This window comes from Microtetraspora sp. AC03309, assembly GCF_020826795.1.
In the GTDB taxonomy this organism is placed as follows: Bacteria; Actinomycetota; Actinomycetes; order Streptosporangiales; family Streptosporangiaceae; genus Microtetraspora; species Microtetraspora glauca.
Genome location: NZ_JADDIL010000014.1, coordinates 1 through 18,913 on the forward strand (window position 1 = coordinate 1; position 18,913 = coordinate 18,913).

At 72.0% G+C, this 18,913-nt stretch carries 17 protein-coding genes and 1 pseudogene; 14 read left to right on the top strand and 4 right to left on the bottom strand.

Annotated elements, in window-relative coordinates:
- Positions 1 to 1,266 (bottom strand): annotated as a pseudogene (locus tag IMZ11_RS10040) (hypothetical protein); the annotation flags it as partial.
- On the opposite strand from IMZ11_RS10040, the gene IMZ11_RS10045 reads away from it, so the two are divergent.
- Positions 1,255 to 2,202: a hypothetical protein gene (locus IMZ11_RS10045; RefSeq protein ID WP_228639894.1), complete on the top strand. Its 948-nt coding sequence runs from the start codon at positions 1,255 to 1,257 to the stop codon at positions 2,200 to 2,202. The pseudogene IMZ11_RS10040 and the gene IMZ11_RS10045 sit on opposite strands and share 12 nt — an antisense overlap.
- 140 nt (positions 2,203 to 2,342) lie before the next feature.
- On the opposite strand, the gene IMZ11_RS10050 is transcribed toward IMZ11_RS10045, so the two are convergent.
- A complete protein-coding gene (locus IMZ11_RS10050; protein WP_228640138.1) occupies positions 2,343 to 3,269 on the bottom strand; it encodes an MBL fold metallo-hydrolase in 927 nt (308 codons plus the stop codon).
- 91 nt (positions 3,270 to 3,360) lie between these two features.
- Between IMZ11_RS10050 and IMZ11_RS10055 the strand changes: the two genes are divergently transcribed.
- Complete coding sequence (locus tag IMZ11_RS10055; protein WP_228639896.1) at positions 3,361 to 3,930, top strand: single-stranded DNA-binding protein; 570 nt, start codon at positions 3,361 to 3,363, stop codon at positions 3,928 to 3,930.
- 18 nt (positions 3,931 to 3,948) lie between these two features.
- Here the strand turns inward: IMZ11_RS10055 and IMZ11_RS10060 are convergent, their stop codons facing one another.
- On the bottom strand, positions 3,949 to 5,175 hold the full coding sequence (locus IMZ11_RS10060; RefSeq protein WP_228639898.1) for a DUF1015 family protein: 1,227 nt from the start codon (positions 5,173 to 5,175) through the stop codon (positions 3,949 to 3,951).
- A 177-nt stretch (positions 5,176 to 5,352) separates the two neighbouring features.
- On the opposite strand from IMZ11_RS10060, the gene IMZ11_RS10065 reads away from it, so the two are divergent.
- On the top strand, positions 5,353 to 5,685 hold the full coding sequence (locus IMZ11_RS10065; RefSeq protein WP_255706253.1) for a tetratricopeptide repeat protein: 333 nt from the start codon (positions 5,353 to 5,355) through the stop codon (positions 5,683 to 5,685).
- The gene (locus IMZ11_RS10070) at positions 5,682 to 6,692 is read left to right on the top strand and encodes an HAD-IIA family hydrolase (protein WP_228639900.1); all 1,011 of its coding nucleotides are present in this window, start codon (positions 5,682 to 5,684) and stop codon (positions 6,690 to 6,692) included. The genes IMZ11_RS10065 and IMZ11_RS10070 overlap by 4 nt, the downstream gene beginning before the upstream one ends.
- A gap of 76 nt (positions 6,693 to 6,768) precedes the next feature.
- Here IMZ11_RS10070 and IMZ11_RS10075 read toward each other — a convergent pair whose 3' ends face one another.
- Entirely contained in the window at positions 6,769 to 7,116 is a 348-nt protein-coding gene (locus IMZ11_RS10075; protein WP_061255534.1) for an SCP2 sterol-binding domain-containing protein, read from the bottom strand.
- Positions 7,117 to 7,561: 445 nt separating this feature from the next.
- Between IMZ11_RS10075 and IMZ11_RS10080 the strand changes: the two genes are divergently transcribed.
- The 10 genes from IMZ11_RS10080 to IMZ11_RS10125 all read left to right on the top strand — a co-directional run bounded on the left by IMZ11_RS10080 (position 7,562) and on the right by IMZ11_RS10125 (position 18,913).
- Entirely contained in the window at positions 7,562 to 7,909 is a 348-nt protein-coding gene (locus IMZ11_RS10080; RefSeq protein ID WP_228639902.1) for a hypothetical protein, read from the top strand.
- A gap of 73 nt (positions 7,910 to 7,982) precedes the next feature.
- Positions 7,983 to 8,792 carry a TlyA family RNA methyltransferase gene (locus IMZ11_RS10085; protein WP_061255536.1) on the top strand — a complete coding sequence of 270 codons (810 nt, stop codon included), beginning with the start codon at positions 7,983 to 7,985 and terminating at the stop codon, positions 8,790 to 8,792.
- Positions 8,789 to 9,709, top strand: a complete 921-nt coding sequence (locus tag IMZ11_RS10090; RefSeq protein ID WP_228639906.1) for an NAD kinase — start codon at positions 8,789 to 8,791, stop codon at positions 9,707 to 9,709. The genes IMZ11_RS10085 and IMZ11_RS10090 overlap by 4 nt, the downstream gene beginning before the upstream one ends.
- A gap of 79 nt (positions 9,710 to 9,788) precedes the next feature.
- Positions 9,789 to 11,507, top strand: a complete 1,719-nt coding sequence (recN, locus tag IMZ11_RS10095; RefSeq protein WP_228639908.1) for a DNA repair protein RecN — start codon at positions 9,789 to 9,791, stop codon at positions 11,505 to 11,507.
- 73 nt (positions 11,508 to 11,580) lie between these two features.
- Entirely contained in the window at positions 11,581 to 12,777 is a 1,197-nt protein-coding gene (gene steA, locus IMZ11_RS10100) for a putative cytokinetic ring protein SteA (RefSeq protein WP_061255538.1), read from the top strand.
- A complete protein-coding gene (locus IMZ11_RS10105) occupies positions 12,774 to 13,754 on the top strand; it encodes a copper transporter (protein ID WP_228639911.1) in 981 nt (326 codons plus the stop codon). Before steA ends, IMZ11_RS10105 begins: the two co-directional genes overlap by 4 nt.
- A gap of 132 nt (positions 13,755 to 13,886) precedes the next feature.
- A complete protein-coding gene (locus tag IMZ11_RS10110) occupies positions 13,887 to 14,825 on the top strand; it encodes a hypothetical protein (protein ID WP_228640141.1) in 939 nt (312 codons plus the stop codon).
- Positions 14,826 to 14,838: 13 nt separating this feature from the next.
- Entirely contained in the window at positions 14,839 to 16,578 is a 1,740-nt protein-coding gene (murJ, locus tag IMZ11_RS10115) for a murein biosynthesis integral membrane protein MurJ (RefSeq protein ID WP_228639913.1), read from the top strand.
- A complete protein-coding gene (locus IMZ11_RS10120; protein ID WP_228639915.1) occupies positions 16,571 to 17,725 on the top strand; it encodes a glycosyltransferase in 1,155 nt (384 codons plus the stop codon). The genes murJ and IMZ11_RS10120 overlap by 8 nt, the downstream gene beginning before the upstream one ends.
- Positions 17,726 to 17,950: 225 nt before the next feature.
- The gene (locus tag IMZ11_RS10125) at positions 17,951 to 18,913 is read left to right on the top strand and encodes a TerC family protein (protein WP_228639917.1); all 963 of its coding nucleotides are present in this window, start codon (positions 17,951 to 17,953) and stop codon (positions 18,911 to 18,913) included.

Sequence of the window (18,913 nt, forward strand, 5' to 3'; positions counted from 1 at the left end):
TACGGTGACCGTCCCCAGCGTTCCTACGGGGACCGGGATGCCGCCCGTGGCGGTGACCGTCCCCAGCAGTCCTACGGTGACCGGCCGCAGCGTTCTTACGGTGACCGGCCCCAGCGGTCCTACGGTGACCGGGATGCCGCCCGTGGCGGTGACCGGCCCCAGCAGTCGTATGGTGATCGGGATGCTGCTCGTGGTGGTGACCGGCCGCAGCGTTCTTACGGTGACCGGCCCCAGCGGTCCTACGGTGACCGGGATGCCGCCCGTGGCGGTGACCGGCCCCAGCAGTCGTATGGTGATCGGGATGCTGCTCGTGGTGGTGACCGGCCGCAGCGTTCTTACGGTGACCGGCCCCAGCGGTCCTACGGTGACCGGGATGCCGCCCGTGGCGGTGACCGGCCCCAGCAGTCGTATGGTGATCGGGATGCTGCTCGTGGTGGTGACCGGCCGCAGCGTTCTTACGGTGACCGGCCCCAGCGGTCCTACGGTGACCGGGATGCCGCCCGTGGCGGTGACCGGCCCCAGCAGTCGTATGGTGATCGGGATGCTGCTCGTGGTGGTGACCGGCCGCAGCGTTCTTACGGTGACCGGCCCCAGCGGTCCTACGGTGACCGGGATGCCGCCCGTGGCGGTGACCGGCCCCAGCGGTCCTACGGTGACCGGGATGCCGCCCGTGGCGGTGACCGGCCCCAGCGGTCTTATGGGGACCGGGATGCCGCTCGTGGCGGTGACCGGCCCCAGCGGTCCTACGGTGACCGGGATGCCGCCCGTGGCGGTGACCGGCCCCAGCGGTCTTATGGGGACCGGGATGCCGCTCGTGGTGGTGACCGGCCGCAGCGTTCGTACGGTGACCGTGACGCGTCCCGGGGTTCGGGCTTCCGCGACCGTGATGACCGTGGCGGGCGCCCGGCCCGTGAGGGCGGTGGCTTCGGCGGCCGGTACGGCTCCCGCGATCGGGATGGTGGACCGCGTCCGGCCGACGAGCGAGGCGGGGACCGCTTCCAGCGCGGCGATGACCGGGGTGGGCGTCCCTTCGGTGACCGGCCGCAGCGTTCGTACGGTGACCGTGAGGACCGTGGCGACAGGCCGTTCAGCCGGGAGGGCTCCGGTCCGGGCAGCCGTACGCGATACGGCCAGGAGAACGAGCCCAGAGAACGGGAGAAGCTGCCCGAGCTCGCCCCTGACATCACGCCGGACGAGCTGGACAGCGAGGCGCGTGCCGAGCTGAGGTCGCTGCCGAACGACCTCGCCAACCTGGTGGCCAGCCACCTCGTGGCGGCGGCCCGCGCCCTCGGCGAGGAGGAGCCCGAGCAGGCGTACGAGCACGCGAAGGTGGCCCGTCGGTTCGCTGGCCGGATCGGGGTCGTGCGTGAGGCGGCAGGGATCGCGGCATACCACGCGGGCCAGTACGCCGAGGCGCTCGGTGACCTCCGGGCCGCGCGACGGATGACGGGTTCAGACGCGTACCTGCCGATCATGGCCGACTGCGAGCGTGGACTCGGCCGCCCGGAGCGGGCTCTGGACCTTGTCCGTTCCAAGGAGGCCGAACGGCTGGACCGGGCAGGCAAGATCGAGCTGGCCATCGTGGAGTCCGGCGCCCGCCGTGACCTCGGCCAGCACGACGCCGCGGTGATCACGCTGCAGCGTGTGCCCGAGCTGCGTGACCCGCAGCCCAGGCCGTGGTCGGCCCGGCTCGCGTTCGCATATGCCGACGCGCTGGCCGACGCGGGTCATCAGGGCGCGGCCACTGACTGGTTCGCCAAGGCGATGGCGTTCGACGAGGACGGCGCGACCGATGCCGCCGAACGCTACGCCGAGCTGACCGGCGGCGTCATCGAGGATGTCGAGGAGGACTTCGACGACCTCGACGAGCTGGAGGACGAGGCGGAGGCGGAGAAGGACCTCGATGAGGCCCCGGAGCCCGTGGCCGAAGACGAGGACGCGGACGACGAGCGGGTCGAGGACGTCCTCGAGGCTGAGGAGCCCGAGGAGGAGGCTGCCGCCGAGCCCTCGTCGGCGGAGCCCTCCGCCAAGCCCGTGAAGGTGGCCGACACGGCAGCCGCCGATGCTCCTAAGGAGGAGGTCGGCTCCGGGGAGGACCAGGCGGCGAAGGGTGACCCGGGGGCGCTGGGGCCGGCTTTCATAGAGCCGAACTTCGGTGACGTCCTGGACGGTCCGGAGGACCGGGACAAGCCGGCATCCTGATCAGTACGGCGAAGGGCGGCGCCATCAGGTGATCACACCTGATGGCGCCGCCCTTTTCGTACGGACCTGCTGGGAGATGCCTCGCCACGTCACATCGCCGCGTGGAGAGGCCCGTCGCCCGGCTGTGCGGCCCGGCCGCGTCAGCCGGCCGTACGCTCGAGCCAGTGCAGGATGCCCGCGACGTTGGACGGCGCGCCGCTCAGCAGCTCGAACTGCTCGGCGGTCGTCTCGTCACCTTGGAGGGCCACGTACCGCTCACGCGTCCGATCACGGACCATGGCGACCGCGTGGTCAAGATCGAGTCCCTCCGCGTGGGCCTGCCGGGTCAGGTCCACCCAGACGCGCAGCTCCTCGGCGGACCTTTCCAGGGTCTCCGTCACATTCGCGACCGGACCGTAGTGGCTGAACAGCAGTCGCTGCGGACCGAGCGCCTCGAACAGGGCGATCGAGTCGAGTGCCACACCGAGGTCGAAGTCCGGCGGCGGCGTGGCCGGGCGCAGGTCGCCGGTCTCAGGCAGGTAGACGCCGGCGGCGTCACCCACGTACAGGTCTCCGCTCAGCGAGTCGAGCAGCCCGACATGGTGCTTGGCGTGGCCGGGTGAATAGTGGCTCGACAGCGTCCTCCCGTTGCCCAGGTCGATGCTGCCGGTGTCGCCGAGCGCGCGGATCCGGGCGGCGTCGGTGGGGGCCAGGGCACCGAACAGGACGTCGAGTTTGTCACCCCACACCATCTTGGCGCTGGCCATGAGACGGGACGGGTCGGCGAGGTGCCGGGCGCCCTTCTCGTGGACGACGATCTCGGCCGAGGGATAGTAGCCCGCGATGTCGCCGACACCGCCGGCGTGGTCGAGGTGAATGTGCGTCACGACCACGGTCGCCAGGTCGGCGGGTCCGACGCCGAGCGACGTCAGCGCGTCCCTGACGATGGGCGCGGACGTGGACGTCCCGGTCTCGACCAGGCATGGCCGATCACCCAGGATCAGGTAGCCGGCCGTGATGCCGGAGTATCCGGCCATCCTCGTGTCGATCTCGTAGACGTCCCCGCCGAGCGGTGTCACGTTGTCCACAGTCACCCCACTATCCCCAGAATCTCGTTCGGGCAAAGCTCCTTCAGCCTAGTGAACGACAGTGGTCTCTCGACGAGAGGGGAGAGACCACATGCATCTGAACTCCGTGGTGCTGCGGGGCCGGCTGTCGATGGAGGCCGAGGACCGAGCGTTGCCCAGCGGTGTCGTGCTCACGCGCTGGCGGCTCGCGGTCCGCAGGCCCGAGGAACGTCCCGGTCACCAGCGTGCCGACGGCATCGAGTGCGCCACGTTCGATGATGACGTTCGCGCGGTTGTGTCCGCCTGGCGGCTCGACGATGTGGTCGAGGTGGAGGGAGCCGTGCGCCGCCGCTGGTGGCGCGGGGGAAGCCGCTATGAGATCGAGGTCCGTACGGCGCGCCGGATCGAGGGCCGCCGATCTTCCCAGAGGTCACGCGCCCCGGCGGTGCGGTCAGCGCAGGGCGAGGAGACCGCCGAGATAGATCAGACGTCTGCCACCTCACCGACCGCCGTGCCTCCGCTCGTCACGACGCCCTCGGCTGTGCTGCCGTCATCCGATTCGACATCGCCAGCCGCGTTTCGGCCCGTGTTCACACCGCCGGTGGTGACCACGTCCGCCATGGAGCGCGGCGACGCTGAGGCCGAGCGGTGCGCCGGCCCATTGGATCAGCCGATCGGGTGAGCCATGTCGTCGGTGGGATCACTCCGCGGCGAAGATCCGCATCACGAGACCGGTGCGCGGCTTAGGGCTGAACGAGGTCGACTTCCGGGGGACGCGCTCCCCCTGTGCGGCCACGGCCAGGGCGTCCTCGGTCGCCAGCGGGTTGAGCAGGACGGCGGTCCCCGAGAGCTGCCGCGCGAGCCGTACGGCGGCGTAGGGGTCGTGATGCACCACCAGCACCCGGCGCTCGTCGTCCGGGATGCCCCACACCTTCGGCAGCAGGAACTCGGTGAGGATCGAGGTGTCCATGGCCCGCCAGCGGGCGGAGCGATCGGGAGGCATGGCGTGCTCCACCTGGAGCGGATCAGGACTGGTGAGGAGATGCGACGGGCCGTCTCCGGCGAGCACGAACGCGGGTCCCGTGGCGGTGGCGAGCCCGGAGAGCGCGTCCTCGAGCGAGACGAACTCCTGCACCTGCCAGGCCCCCTTCGCCCGTGCCGCGGCCTCCGACAGGGGGAGGTCGGGGATGACCCGGTGAATCGCCTTCAGGTCCGGGGGATATGCCGTGGAGTCGACCAGCAGAGCGAGCCCGTGGTCCCATGGGCCGGACTCCTCACGATCCCCGCGCAGCTTCTGGTATGTGGCATAGCGGTGATGCCCGTCGGCGATGAGCGCCTGCCGGTTCCGCAGGTCCTCGCCGACGGCGGCGATCTCCACCGGGTCGGTGATCCCCCAGAGGCGATGGCGGAAGCCGTCGCCGGTCTGGACGTCGAGGAGCGGGACGCGCAGCGAGGCCACCTCGTCCACCAGCCGGGAGGCCGTTCCCCCGCCTTCGTACAGCAGGAAGATCGGTTCGAGATTGGCCTCCGTCGTCCGCATCAGCGCCAGGCGGTCGGCGACCGGGCCCGGCATGACGTCCTCGTGCGGCAGCACGGCGGGAGAACCGACCTCCACCGCGCCGATCAGGCCCCGCTGCAGGACGCCGGGCGCGCTCTGCTCGTACACGTAGAGCGCGGGCAGGGGGTCCACGGTGAGCACTCCGGACGTCATCCACGCGTCCAGCTCGGCGCGCGCGTCCGTGTAGTGGCTCGCCCCGGGAAGGATCAGGCGCACCACGTTGTTGGGGTGGGAGTCCAGCAGATCCTGGACGTCCTCGGGGGAGACGAGGTCGTACGGCGGCGAGGTCACCGCAGCGAGATCGTCCACCGTGAACCGCACGCCGCGGAACGGACGCAGCACCAGTGCCGGCCGTTCAGAAGTCTCCATACCGGGCATGTTGCCATAAATGCCCGGTCTTCCCGAGGCTGCGGTGGCCGGTTGGTCAGGAAATCGCATTGCAGGAGGCCCCACAGAATGATCCAGGGACGACATGGACCATCGGATTACCAGCAGGACGGCCCAGCCGGGGGTGTTTACGAATGGTTCCAGCGTGGCGTCAAGTTGTTGGAAGAGGGTAGCCCCGCCGCCGCGGCGGCGCTCCTGGAACGGGCGGCTCAGGCGGAACCGGAGTCGCGCAGCATCCGCGAGGCGCTGGCCCGGGCACAGTTCAACTCCCGCAGGTACGCCGACGCGGCGGGTAGCTTCCGCTGGATCGTGGACGCCAACCCCGCCGAGGATTACGCCTACTACGGACTCGGCATGGCGCTGTGGCGCACCGGCGACATCGAGGCCGCCCAGGAGCCGCTGGCCGTGGCCGTGGCCATGCGCCCGGATCTCCGGCACTACGTCTCCGCGCTGACCCAGGTGCGCGCCACCCTCCGGGCGAGGCAGGTATGAGCCCCCACACGAACGCCGCGGCCCTGATCGAGGGCTACGACACTCTCCTGCTCGACCTGGACGGCGTGGTCTACCTGGGTAGGCACGCCGTCCCTGGTGCTCCCGAAGCCCTGGCCGCGGCGCAGGTTCGCGGGGTACAACTCGCCTTCGTCACCAACAACGCCTCTCGAACGCCGGGCGCGATCGCCGCCCATCTGAGCGGCCTGGGCATTCCGGCGGCCCCCGAGGACGTCGTGACCTCCGCCCAGGCGGCCGCCCGGCTGGTGGCCGAGCGGTTCCCACCCGGGTCCCCCGTGCTCGTCGTCGGCGGCATGGGCCTGCGCACGGCGGTGCGGGCGTGCGGCCTGCGTCCCGTGACCACCGCGCTCGACGGCCCCGTCGCCGTCGTGCAGGGCATCTGGGACGCCATGTCGTACGGCCTGCTCTGCGAGGGCACGCTGGCCGTACGCGCCGGAGCCTGGTTCGTCGCGGCAAACGCGGACACCACCATGCCCACGAACCGCGGCGAGCTGCCGGGCAACGGCTCGATGAGCAGGGTGATCGCCACCGCCACCGGGGTGGAACCGGTCGTCGCGGGCAAGCCCGAGCCGCCGCTGCACCGCGAGTCGATGATCCGTACGCGGGCGGAGCGGCCGCTGATCGTCGGCGATCGGCTCGACACCGACATCGAGGGCGCGACCCGGGCGGGCGTGGACAGCCTGCTCGTCCTCACCGGGGTGGCCGGGCCGCTGGACCTGCTCACCGCGACGCCGCGGCACCGGCCCACGCACATGGCGACGGACCTGTCCGGCCTGCTCGAACCCCCTGCGCGTGTACGGCGTGGGCCGGACGGCTGGGAGTGCGGCGGGTGGACGGCCCGCTGGGAGGGCGGTCGGCTCGGCCTGTGCGGCGCCGCGGACCCGATGAACGGGCTGCGTGCGGCATGCGCGGCGGCATGGGAGGCGGCCGGTGACGGCCGGGCGGACGAGGACGCGGTGAAGCCCGTTCTCGCGGCTCTCGATCTCTAGGGACCCACGCCGTCCGTCACCGGTGCGGATCCGGATGGCGCACCGGGGAAATCAGGAGGGGGACTCGCGGGGGATGTCAGAGGAGCTTGCGGAGCCGCAGCAGGTCCCCGAGGCTGGCGTCGATCTTGACCCGGCCGCCGAAGAGGGCACGGCCCATGTCGAGCTCGCCGTTGACCATGGAGATCAGATCCGCGCTGGCGATCGTGATCTTCACTTCGGTGGGCCGGCCGTCCTGAGGAGGAGCGTCCGTGAACGGGTCGAGCCCGGCGCGGTGGATCCGGCCGTAGAAGGTCATGCCGAGGTCGGAGATGTGGCAGGCGAGCCTGCGTTCGACCACATGCCTGGCACGATCCTCCGCGCTGATCTCGTCGAAATGCTCGACGAGCTTCTCGAGCGCCGCCCGGCATTCCTCGACGGTCGCCATGCGTATGCCTCTCTTCCCGCGGCCGGTCAGATGCCTCTGTACCTACGGACGGTAGCGTTCCTCATGAGTACTGCGCGAAATCTGACACGTACCGGCGTATCAGCGACAAGGGGGGCCGCATGGTGTTCGAGGCCCTGCCAGGGTACGTCCCACGGGAGAATGCCCTGACCACGGCCACTCCGCCGGCACGGCTCGCCGGACGCCGGGTGGAGCCGGTGGCATCCTCTCCTGGACCACGCTCGACGGCCGGCGCGGTCCGGGCTCCGGAACCGCGCCGTGCGGAACGCCCAACGCGAAGCCGTCCCGTTCCGATTCCGCTACCGTCGAGACGGCGAGCGTCACATGTGGCCGCCGGCGCGGCGTCGACCCGTGCGGCCGCGATGACGGACGGGGAACCATCCAGCACGACGAGGACCACGGATGCCGGGTCCACCGGAGGGGACGAATGACCGAGAGCGGCGCCGAGCCGGCGGCGGGGCTGCGGTTCCTGCGGGGCGTCTCCGCAGCGCACGAGTCCCGGCAGGAACCTCGGCAGGACGCGCGGCAGGCGGATCGGGACGCGGTGGAGTACGTGCCCGGGCCGGACACCCTGCCGGGGATCCGGCAGGAGCCCCGGCCCGTACCGCAGGCGCCACGCGGAGGCGAGGAGGCCGTCCAGGGGGCGCTGTCCGCGCTCCGCAGGCTCGGCGACCTGCCCGTCGCCGCGCATGTCGGCGTGTTCGAGGAGGCGCTGACCTGCCTGGAGAGCGCGCTCGCGTCCGTGGACGAGCCCGCGGGAGAGCCGCGCAGGTGAACCGCCGATCAGAGGGCGCGGTGTCCGCGCCACATGTCATGTCCCGTCCGGCGGCGGACTGCGGGTGGGGCCGATGAAGCGGATACGGCTGGACAGCGAACTCGTCCGCCGCGGGCTGGCCCGGTCCCGGGAGCAGGCGGCGCAGCTCATCGAGGCGGGTCGCGTCACGGTGGGTGGGCGCACCGCGGCCAAGGCGGCGACCCAGGTGGACACCGCCGCCGCGATCGTGGTGGCCGAGGACGCCACGGGGCCCGACTACGTCTCCCGCGGCGCGCACAAGCTGCTCGGTGCCCTGAGCGCCTTCGAGGGGCTCAAGGTCGAAGGCCGCCGCTGCCTGGACGCGGGCGCGTCCACCGGCGGCTTCACCGACGTGCTGCTCCGGCACGGCGCCGCGCACGTCCTGGCGGTCGACGTCGGGTACGGCCAGCTCGCCTGGTCGCTGCGCACCGATGAACGCGTCACCGTGATGGAACGCGTCAACGTCCGCGATCTGACGCCCGACATGGTGGGAGAGCCGCCGACCCTGATCGTGGGCGACCTGTCGTTCATCTCGCTCCGCCTGGTACTGCCGGCGCTGGCCGCCTGCGCGGCGGAGGTGGCCGAGTTCGCGATGCTGGTCAAGCCGCAGTTCGAGGTGGGGAAGGACCGGGTGGGAGCGGGCGGCGTGGTCCGCGACCCCGCGCTGCGCGCCGGAGCCGTACGCGACGTCGCGACGGCCGCCGGAGGGCTGGGCCTGGTCGTGAAGGGCGTGACCGCGAGCCCCCTGCCGGGCCCGTCGGGCAACGTCGAGTACGTCCTCTGGCTCGGGAAGGGGCCGGGGCACGAGCCGGTCGCCGACCTGGACGAGGCCATCGAGCGGGCAGTGGCGGAAGGGCCGCGGTGACGACACAGAAGCAACCTCCGCGGACCGTCATGGTCACCGCCCACACGGGCAGGGAGGCGGCGGTGGACAGTGCCAGGCTGGTGATCCACCGGCTGCTGAGCGCCGGGCTGCGCGTACGCGTGTTCGACGTCGAGGCCGAGGAGATCGCCTGCCCGGGCGCGGACGTCGCGCCCACGAATCCCGGCTCCCTCCACGAGGCCGAGCTGATGATCGTGCTCGGCGGTGACGGGACGCTGCTTCGCGCGGCCGAGATGGCCCGTCCGGCCGGGGTTCCGCTGCTCGGGGTCAACCTCGGCCACGTGGGTTTCCTCGCCGAGGCGGAGGTGGCGGACCTCGCCGCCGCCGTGGACCGCGTGGTCGACGGCCACTACGAGGTCGAGGAGCGGATGACGGTCGAGGTGGCGATCCGGCTGAACGGCTCGACGCTCGCCGAGACGTGGGCACTCAACGAGGCCACCGTCGAGAAGGTGGACCGCATGCTCGAACTCGTCGCGGAGATCGACGGCCGGCCGTTGTCGCGGTGGGGATGCGACGGGGTGATCTGCGCCACGCCGACGGGATCGACGGCCTACGCGTTCTCCGCCGGAGGGCCGGTCGTCTGGCCGGAGGTGGAGGCGCTGCTGATGGTGCCGATCAGCGCGCACGCCCTGTTCGCCCGGCCGATGGTGATCTCACCGCGCTCCACGCTCGCCATGGAGATCGTGCCCGAGACCAGCGCGGGCGTGCTGTGGTGCGACGGCAGGCGCCGGTTCGACGTCCCGCCCGGCGCCCGGGTCGAGGTGCGCAGGGGGAGCGTGCCCGTACGGCTGGCCCGGTTGTTGGGTGTGGAGACCACGGGAGCGCCGTTCACCGACCGCCTGGTCGCCAAGTTCGGGCTCCCGGTGGAGGGCTGGCGCGGGCGCGTACGGTCCCCCTGACACCCCCCGTCCTCGAAAATCTTGGCGATTTGTGCGTAGGATCTCTGGCGGGATCTGTCGGCGAAACGGGAGGGGACCAGTGCGGCCACGGGTCGAGGAGGTCCGGATCCAGGGGCTCGGCGTGATCGACGAGGCCGTTCTGGAGTTGTCACCGGGATTCACCGTGGTGACCGGTGAGACCGGCGCGGGCAAGACGATGGTCGTCACCGGACTCGGCCTGCTGTTCGGCGGCCGGGCCGACCCGGCGAGGGTCCGCCCGGGCACGGACAAGGCGACGGTCGAGGGCACCCTTGTCGTCGACCCCGGTGGCAAGGTGGCCCAGCAGGTGTCCGACCTCGGGGGCGAGGTCGAGGACGGCGCGCTGATCATCTCGCGGACCGTCTCCTCCGAGGGGCGCTCACGTGCCTGGCTCGGCGGGCGCACCGTCCCGGTCGGGACGCTCACCTACATCGCCGACGACCTCGTCGCCGTGCACGGCCAGATGGACCAGCAGCGCCTCCTGCAGTCGGGCCGCCAGCGCGCCGCGCTCGACCGCTACGCGGGAGACGACCTGGTCAAGCCGCTCCGGGCGTACGAGCAGGCGTACAAGCGCCACCGGCAGATCACCGAGCAGCTCCAGGAGCTGACCGCCCGGGCCAGGGAGCGCGCGCAGGAGGCCGACGTGCTGCGCTTCGGCCTGGACGAGATCGAGAAGGCCGACCCCAAGGTGGGAGAGGACGCCGAGCTCAAGGAGGAGGCCGAGCGGCTGGCGCACGCCGACGCGCTCCGCACGGCCGCCACCACGGCGCACACCGCGCTGCTCGGCGACCCCATGTCCGGCCCGCAGCTCGCGCAGGACGCGGTGTCCCTGGTGGGACAGGCGCGGTCGGCGGTGGAGGCGGTGCGCGACTTCGACCCGACGCTCGGCGGGCTCGCCGACCGGCTGGCCGAGGCCGGATACCTCATCTCCGATGTGGCGACCGAGCTGGCCGCCTACGCCGAGTCGGTGGAGGCCGACCCGGCCCGCCTCGCCGCCGTCCAGGAGCGCAGGTCACTGTTGACCGGGCTGACCCGCAAGTACGGCGCGGACGCCGCCGCGGTGCTCGACTGGGCGAGGAACGCCGCGGGGCGGCTGGGCGAGCTCGACGGCGACGACGAGCGCATCGACGAGCTCACCCGGGAGCACGCCGAGCTCACCGCCCGACTGGGGGAGCTCGCCGCCGAGTTGACCGGCATACGGGAGGCCGCGGCGGAGCGCTTCGGCGCGGCGGTCACCGCCGAGCTGTCGGCGCTCGCCATGCCGCACGCGCGGGTGGGCGTCGCCCTGACCCGCGGCGACGACTTCGGCCCGCACGGCGTCGACGAGGTGGAGCTGCGGATGGCCTCCCATCCGGGGGCTCCGCCGCTCCCGCTGAACAAGGGCGCGTCCGGCGGCGAGCTGAGCCGCGTCATGCTGGCCATCGAGGTCGTGTTCGCGGGGGCGGACCCCGTGCCCACGTTCGTCTTCGACGAGGTCGACGCGGGAGTCGGCGGCAAGGCCGCGGTCGAGATCGGCAGGCGGCTCGCGCGGCTGGCCAGGAGTGCCCAGGTCATCGTCGTCACCCACCTGCCTCAGGTGGCCGCGTTCGCCGACCAGCATCTGGTCGTGGAGAAGGCGAGCGACGGCAGTGTGGTGCGCAGCGGTGTGGTCGCCCTCACCCAGGAGGGCAGAGCCCGGGAACTCTCCCGGATGCTGGCAGGACTGGAGGACTCGGAGCTGGGTAGAGCGCACGCCGAAGAGCTCCTCACGATCGCATTGGCGGATAAGACCACACCCTGACTGGGTGTGACAAACCCGACACGCTCTGAGCTGCGGGACCATCTAGGTCGCCCACTCTGGCAGGATGGTCACGATGAAGGTCCCGAGCTTGAACGTTCCGGGCCTCCGCCGCAGGAAGGCAGACGACCTTCCCGGGGTGACGGCAGTGGCGAGAATCGACAGGCGGACCAAGAGGCTGACCAAGCGCCTCAAGGCCGGGGAAATCGCGATTATCGATCACGTTGACGTCGACCGAGTGAGCGCGGAGGCCCTTGTCGCGTGTGGCGCGGCCGCGGTGGTCAACGTGGCGGCGGGCATCAGCGGGCGCTACCCCAACCTCGGGCCGCAGATCCTTGTCGACGCGGGCGTCACGGTCGTCGACAACGCCACCCCCGAGCTGTTCGAGCGGATCAAGGACGGCGACGTCGTCCGCGTGCACGAGGGGCTCGTCCACCTCGGCGACGAACTGGTCGGCAAGGGCGAAGTGCAGACCGTCGAGACGGTCGAGGCGGCCATGACCGAGGCGAGGGCCGGGCTGTCGGTCCAGATCGAGGCGTTCGCCGCCAACACGATGGAGTACGTCCGGCGCGAGCGGGATCTGCTCATCGACGGCATCGGCGTGCCCGACGTCCGCACCTCCATGGAGGGCAGGCACGTCCTCATCGTCGTCAGGGGATACCACTACAAGGAAGACCTGGCGACGCTGCGGCCGTACATCCGGGAGTACCGCCCGGTGCTCATCGGGGTGGACGGCGGGGCGGACGCCCTGGTCGAGGCCGGATACCTGCCCGACATGATCGTCGGGGACTTCGACTCGGTGTCCGAGAAGGCGCTGTGCTGCGGCGCCGAACTCGTGGTGCACGCCTACCGTGACGGCCGCGCGCCGGGGCTGGAGCGCGTGCACCAACTCGGCCAGCAGGCCGTCCTCTTCCCCGCCACGGGCACCAGCGAGGACATCGCCATGCTGCTCGCCGACGACAAGGGCGCGTCGCTGATCGTCGCCGTCGGCACGCACTGGACGCTCGTCGAGTTCCTCGACAAGGGGCGCTCCGGCATGGCCAGCACGTTCCTCACCCGGCTCCGGGTGGGCAGCAAGCTCGTCGACGCCAAGGGCGTCAGCAGGCTCTATCGCAGTCGTATCTCCACGCCGTCCCTGCTGCTTCTCGTCGCCACCACGCTGATCACGATCGGCGTGGTGCTCTCGGTCTCGCCGGTCGGCCGGGTCTGGCTGAACGGGCTGAGCGACGCCTGGAACGGCTTCACCTTCTGGCTGGTCGGACTCTTCTCGTGATCGATTTCCGCTATCACCTCGTCTCCATCGTGGCGATCTTCCTCGCGCTCACGGTCGGCATCGTGCTCGGCAGCACCGTGCTCGAGACCGCGTTCTACAAGTCGGCCGAGGAGACCACCGCCCAGCTGCGCCAGTCGAACGCGGAGAACCGTGACACGATCACCGCGCTGAAGTCCAGGGAGGACGGCAACGCCTCCTTCGTGACCGCGCACACGGCCGATCTGGTCCGCGGCCAGCTCCCGGGCGAGCGGTTCGTGCTCATCGAGGCGCCCGGCGCCCCCGCCGGCCGCCGCGACGACATCGTGAAGGTCCTCGGCGACTCCGGCGCGGTGTACACCGGCCGGGTCAGCCTGACGGAGAAGTTCCTCGCCGCGGACCAGACGAACGTCGTCGACCAGCTCGCGAGCACCGTCGCCCCCGCCGGTACGCGGTTCGCCGACGGCGCCTCGCCGTACGCGAAGGCGGCGACGGTGCTGGCCGGGGCCGTCGTGACCGGCGACCGCGGCCAGGCGGGCCGGGAGGATCCGGCCGCGGTGAGCGTGCTCGAGGCGTTCCAGACCGGCGGCTTCCTGGCCATGGGCGGCTCCCCGGCGCAGCGCGCCACCATCGCGATCGTGGTGTCCCCCGACCAGGCGTACGAAGGGGAGGACGCCGAGGCACAGACAGCCGCCATCGTCTCCCTCGCGGCGGGCCTCGACTCGGCCGGCCTCGGCACCGTCATGGTCGGCACCACAGCCGCGTCCGGCACGGGCGGCGTGATCTCGGCGCTGCACGACGCGGGCGAGGCCGCCTCGAACGTCTCGACCGTGGACACCGTCGATATGCCCGCGGGCCGGATCGCCGTCGTCTACGCTCTGCGGGAGCAACTGGCCGGTCGTTCCGGCGCGTACGGTGTGGGAAGCGACATCACGGCGTTCGCCCCTCCCGCCGCGCCGGGTGTCAGCCCCAGCCCCAAGCCGATGGCGTCGGGCGGCTGACCGGTCGCATCCCGAGGAAGATCCGAGGAAGAGGAGCCTGCTGTGGCCAGTCGTCCCTGGACCGGTCTGGCGGCGAACACCCTGCCGCGCCCGTCGTGGGGGAAGCCGTCGCCGGGTGCCGCGCCCGGATCGGTGCTCGGCGTCCTCGCCGCCGTCGCCGGTGCGGCCGCGGGCGCCGTCGCGGCCCGCGCGGCCTACGCCGCCTTCCGGCGCCGTCCGCCGATCGGCGACGAGAAGACGTGGACCAGGACCAACCACAGAGGCGAGCCGATCACGCTGCTGGAGGGCCCGGCCTTCGTCGCCGGAGCCGGTGCGGCGGCGGCGCTCACGCCCGGGCTGTCCCCGCGCCTCCGCTCCGCCGCGCTGCTCGCCGGACTCGGCGGCGGCGTCCTCGGCGCGTACGACGACGTCCTCGGCAACGCCTCGTCCAAGGGGTTCAAGGGGCATCTGTCCGCGCTGGCTCGCGGTGAGGTCACCAGCGGGGCCGTGAAGATCCTCGGGATCGGGGCGACCGGCCTCGCAGCCGCGGTGATCGCCCGTGGCCCGGCGGCCACCCGCCCGCACGGTGGAGCGGCCGCCGGGGTGCTCGACACGCTCGTGAACGGTGCCATCATCGCCGGGAGCGCCAACCTGGCGAACCTGTTCGACCTCCGGCCGGGACGAGCGATCAAGGTCGCGCTGCTGGCAGGGACGCCGCTGCTGGCGACGTCACTTGCGGCCTCGGCGGCCTCTTCGGGGGCGTCGCGTGACGGCTCTCCCGGTACCGCCGTGCTGGCCGCGATCCCGCTCGGCGCCGCCGCGGCGCTGCTGCCGGAGGACCTGGGGGAGCGCGCCATGCTCGGCGACGCCGGCGCGAACGCCCTCGGGGCGCTTCTCGGGCTGGCCGCCACCGTGCGGCTGGGCCGTACCGGCCGGCTGGTCCTGCTCGGCACGGTCGCCGCGCTGACCGCAGCGTCGGAGAAGATCAGCTTCACCAAGGTGATCGCCGCCAACCCCGTGCTCAACCGCATCGACATGCTGGGCCGCCGTCCCGTGCCGCCTCCGCCCGTCGTCGTCTCCCCGACCCCGTGAGATGCGGCTCGGCATGATCGGTCGCCTGAGCGGGCGGATGACCAGGCGCGTCGGCGCGGGCGTCGCCGGAGCGGCCGTGCTCATCGGGGCCATCAGCATCCTCGCCCGTGCCACCGGTTTCGCCAAGCAACTGGTCTTCGCCCGCGCGGTCGGGACGAACTGCCTGTCCACCGCGTACGTCACCGCGAACAACGTGCCGAACATCGTGTTCGAGCTCGTCGTCGGCGGGGCGCTCGCCGGGATGGTCGTCCCGGTCCTCGCCGGGGCCGCCGGACGGTACGCCGCGGTTCCCGCGCGCTCGGGCGTGACCGTACCCGCGACCGGGCCGGACGGATCCGACCTTGAGGCCCACGAGGGCCGTGTGGCCGACGACGCCGACGAGGCGGGCGCGCGCGAGGAGGTCGGGTGGATCTCCTCGGCGCTGCTCACGTGGGTGATCGTGCTGCTGGTCCCGCTCGGCGTTCTGACCGCGCTCCTGGCCCGGCCGCTCGTCGGCCTGGTCGCCTCGACCGTGCCCGGCTGCGACGCGAGCGAGGTGGTGGCGGTCGCGAGCCGCATGCTGGTCGTCTTCGCGCCGCAGATCCCGCTGTACGGCGTGGCCGTCGTGCTCTACGGCGTGCTCCAGGCGCACCGCCGGTTCTCCGCCCCCGCCGTCGCGCCGCTGGTCTCCAGCGTGGTGGTCATCGTCGCGTACCTGGTGTTCGTCCCGCTCGGCGGGAACGGCGCCGACCTGGCCGCGCTGCCGCGCCCGGCCGAGCTCGCCCTTTCCGTCGGGACGACGCTGGGTGTTCTCGCGTTGGTCGTCACCGTGCTCGGGCCCGTCTCCCGGCTGGGAGTGCGGCTGCGGCCCACGCTGCGCTTCCCTCCCGGTGTCGCCGTCCAGGTACGGCGCCTCGCCCTGGCCGGGTTGAGCGCGCTGGTGGCGCAGCAGGCGGCCACGGCGATCGTCATCCCCGTGGCCAACCGGATCGGCGGGGGCGCACTCGCGGCGTACGGCTACGCGTGGGCGATCTACCAGGTGCCGTACGCCGTGCTCGCGGTGCCGATCGCCACGAGCGCGTTCCCCGTGCTCTCGACCCGGGCGGCGGGAGGTGACCTGGCGGGCTTCGCCGCGCTGTCGGCCCGGACGACGCGTGCCGTGGTGCTGGTCTCCGGCCTCGCCGCCGGGGCGCTCGCCGCCGTCGCCATGCCCGCCGCGCAGGTCTTCCTGGACCAGGCGGACACCAGCGTGGACCCCGCCGAGTTCGCCCGCGCGATCGCGCTGTTCGCCCCCGGACTGGTCGGGTACGGTCTGACGGCCCATCTGAGCCGGGTGCTGTACGCGGACGGCCGGGGAAGGGAGGCAGCGCGCGGCATGGTCGCCGGATGGCTGATCGTGATCGTCGCCCAGGTGGCCTTCGCGGCCGTACTCCCCGCCGGGTGGAAGCTCGGCGGGCTGGCGCTCGGCCAGGCGGTCGGTATGACGGCCGGGGGAGCGCTCCTGCTCGTCTCCGTGCTCAGGGCCCGTGGTGGCAAGGCGCTTCACGGGATCTTCCGGGCGACGGCCGCCGGGCTGCTCGGCGGAGTCGCGGGCTGGCTCGCCGGCACGGGCGTGGTACGGCTCGTGGGCGGGACCGGGCCGTGGGCGAGTGCGGGCGTGGCGGTCCTCGCCGGGCTCGCCGCCGTCGCCGCCGGTGCCCTGGTCGCGGCCGCCGTCGATCGAGAGGACCTGCGGGCCGCCAGGCGCCGCGGGAAAGAGGGGGAAGGTGTCTGATCACGAGGCGCGGCGGGTCGCGCTCGTGCTGGGAACCAGCGCGGGAGGCGTGGGCCGGCACGTGCGGATGCTCGCGGAACGGCTGGCCGGGGACGGCCGCCAGGTGGTGGTCGCGGGACCGCCCGCCACCGAGGAGGCCTTCGGCTTCACCGGGGCCGGAGCACGCTTCGCCGCGGTACCGATCGCGGAACGGCCGCGCCCCTTCGCCGACCTCAGGGCCGTTCTCCGGCTGCGGACCGCTCTCAGAGGCGCCCAGGCCGTACACGCCCACGGGTTGCGGGCCGGCGCCTTCGCGGTGCTCGCCTTGGCGGGAACACGGCGGCGAGGCCGGAGGACGGGACGACGGAGCGGAGGGCACGGCGCGCGGCTTGTGGTCACCCTGCACAACGCCGTCACGGCCGGGGGGATGACGGGCGCGATCTACGGAGTGCTGGAGCGGATCGTCGCGCGCGGGGCCGATCGCGTCCTGGTCGTGTCTCCCGACCTCGGGGACAGGATGCGGGCCAAGGGTGCCCGGCGCGTCGACGCCGCCGTCGTGCCCGCGCCGCCCCTGGCGCCGCCCGCCCGTTCCCCCGAGGAGGTACGGCGGGAGCTCGCCGAGCGGGTCGCCGGGTTCGCCGGGGACCGGCCCGTCGTGCTCACGATCGCCCGGCTGGCCCAGCAGAAGGGACTGGAGACGCTGCTGGACGCGGCGGCGGGGCCGTACACGGCGGCGCCGCTCTTCGTCGTCGCCGGCGAGGGCCCGCTGCGCGGGGAGATCCAGCAGCGCGTCGACGCCGAGCGGCTGCCCGTGCTCCTGTACGGCTGGGCCGCCACGGCGGAGTTGCTCCAGGTCGCGGACGTTCTGCTGGTCCCGAGCAGGTGGGAGGGGCAGCCGCTGAACGTCCAGGAGGCGCTCAAGGCGGGCATGCCGATCATCTCCACGCGGGTGGGCGGGATTCCCGACCTCGTCGGCGACGCCGCCGTCCTGGTCCCGGAGGGGAACGCCGCCGCGATGCGGGGAGAGCTCGACCGGCTGCTCGGCGATCAGGGCCTGCGTAAGGCGCTCGCGGAGGCCTCGGCCGTCCGGGGGCGGGAGCTGCCGGGCGAGGCGGAGGCGCTGCGATCGGTGCTGCGGGCGTACGCCGACGCCGACGCCGACGGCTGACGGGCAGACGCTCGCATTTGGCTGCTGACCTGCGGATACGCGCGTCTTGAACCTTCGATTAGGCGCGGTGGACCCTGATCCCTATACTGAGCGCGTTGGGGGGGAGTATCCCTTCGCGGCAGTTCCGTCATCACGGTGTCAGCACCCGGGACTGTCGGTCCGGCGCGTCCGGGCGGGAGAGACCTCCGGCAGTGTGTTTCGCGCGCGTGCCGGAGGTTAGTGATCTTGAGCGTTTCCATTTGGGTGTGGGCGGCGGTCATCGTCGGGCTCCTGCTCGTCCTGGCCTTCGACCTGTGGATCGTGGACCGCGGTGAACCCCGTGAGTTCTCGATGCGCCAGGCGACCTTCTGGGTCGGGTTCTACGTGGCGTTGGCGGTCCTCTTCGGCATCGGTCTGCTCGTCTTCCGGAGTCCTGAGGCGTCGGGCGAGTTCTTCGCCGGCTATATCACCGAATACAGCCTCAGTGTCGACAACCTGTTCGTCTTCTTCATCATCATGTCGCGGTTCTCGGTGCCGCGGTTCCATCAGCACAAGGTCCTGCTGGTCGGGATCCTGCTCGCCCTGGTCATGCGAGGGGCGTTCATCGCCGTCGGCGCCGCGGCGCTCGCACGGTTCAGCTGGCTCTTCTACGTCTTCGGCCTCTTCCTCATCTACACGGCGTACACGCTGGTCCGTGACCACAACAAGCAGGAGGAGGAGTTCAGCGAGAACCTCCTGCTGCGCACCGCCCGCCGCGTCTTCCGTACCACCCCGGACTACGTCGGCTCCCGGGTGACCGTGAAGGTGAACGGGAAGCGGCTGGTCACCCCGATGCTCATCGTGATGATCGCGATCGGCACCACCGACCTGCTCTTCGCGCTCGACTCGATTCCCGCGATCTTCGGGCTCACCAAGGACCCCTTCATCGTCTTCACCGCCAACGCGTTCGCCCTGATGGGACTGCGCCAGCTGTACTTCCTGCTGGGCGGGCTGCTCCAGCGCCTGGTGTACCTGAGCTACGGTCTCGCGTTCGTCCTGGGGTTCATCGGGGTTAAACTCGTTCTTGAGGCGCTGCATGAGAGTGATGTCTCTTGGGCGCCGCAGATCCCGATCTGGGTGTCTCTGGTGGTCATCGGCGTCACCATGACCGTGACGACCATCGCGAGCCTGATGAAGGCTCGTCGGGATGAGGTCGTCGCCTCCGGCTGA

Coding starts and splice junctions, on each gene's coding strand:
- IMZ11_RS10085 (WP_061255536.1), top strand. CDS start 7,983: ATGAAGCGGATACGGCTGGACAGCGAACTCGTCCGCCGCGGGCTGGCC.
- murJ (WP_228639913.1), top strand. CDS start 14,839: ATGATCGGTCGCCTGAGCGGGCGGATGACCAGGCGCGTCGGCGCGGGC.
- IMZ11_RS10080 (WP_228639902.1), top strand. CDS start 7,562: ATGACCGAGAGCGGCGCCGAGCCGGCGGCGGGGCTGCGGTTCCTGCGG.
- IMZ11_RS10060 (WP_228639898.1), bottom strand. CDS start 5,175: ATGGAGACTTCTGAACGGCCGGCACTGGTGCTGCGTCCGTTCCGCGGC.
- IMZ11_RS10070 (WP_228639900.1), top strand. CDS start 5,682: ATGAGCCCCCACACGAACGCCGCGGCCCTGATCGAGGGCTACGACACT.
- steA (WP_061255538.1), top strand. CDS start 11,581: ATGAAGGTCCCGAGCTTGAACGTTCCGGGCCTCCGCCGCAGGAAGGCA.
- IMZ11_RS10075 (WP_061255534.1), bottom strand. CDS start 7,116: ATGGCGACCGTCGAGGAATGCCGGGCGGCGCTCGAGAAGCTCGTCGAG.
- IMZ11_RS10055 (WP_228639896.1), top strand. CDS start 3,361: ATGCATCTGAACTCCGTGGTGCTGCGGGGCCGGCTGTCGATGGAGGCC.